The organism is Halorubrum sp. SS7, assembly GCF_005435055.1.
In the GTDB taxonomy this organism is placed as follows: Archaea; Halobacteriota; Halobacteria; order Halobacteriales; family Haloferacaceae; genus Halorubrum; species Halorubrum salinarum.
On record NZ_SGXV01000209.1, the window covers coordinates 1 to 681 of the forward strand.

A 681-nucleotide genomic window follows, 5' to 3' on the forward strand; every position below is an offset into this window, starting at 1 on the left:
ATCCAATGCGGCTCCTGTACGTGCCGTCGACGAGTGGGGAGGGGACAGCCGTCTTCGCGACGAATCTCCGAGTGGGACCCGATGAGGCCGAGGCGTTCTGTAAACGGTATAGTCGCCGGTGGCAGATCGAGAGCGAGTACAAATCGATTAAAGGTGACTTTCTCGCCAAGACCTCCTCGAAAGACTACCGCGTTCGCTTGTTCTATTTCGTGTTTGCCGTACTCTTGTACAATATCTGGCGGCTCACCGACTTCCTGCTGAAGGCGGACGTTGACGGCGAGATGGACTACGCACCTGTGATTACTGCGGGTGAGTGTGTTGAGCTCGTTGCCTCAGCATTGATTCCACACGACTAACCCGCTAAGATCTCGCTGAGTCTGCCGTTCGGGAGTGGCAACTCTATTCAGGAGCGCTAAAATCCATACAATTTCGTACGCTTGTCCGGTAGTTCAAACTCAGAGATTTAAAAACGGTCCTTGTGTGGTGAGAATAATCATGAATAGATGGCGATTCAACCCAAAACTAGCTCATCCTCCGAGACTGTGGGGGTTCCATGCAGTCCGAATTCTATATCGCGTTATCCGATTTATTATCAGATCCTCCCGAACGCGCGTCCCTTTTAGGATTCGCCGGAGTAGGGGCGCGTATGGTGCGAAACGTCGCCGGCGACATGGCGGAGCT

The 681-nt window shown here is 53.2% G+C and carries 1 pseudogene; it reads left to right on the plus strand.

Features of this window, described 5'->3' with window-relative positions:
• Positions 1-356 (plus strand): annotated as a pseudogene (locus EXE44_RS17675) (transposase); the annotation flags it as partial.
• Between the last annotated feature and the right edge of the window lie 325 nt (positions 357-681).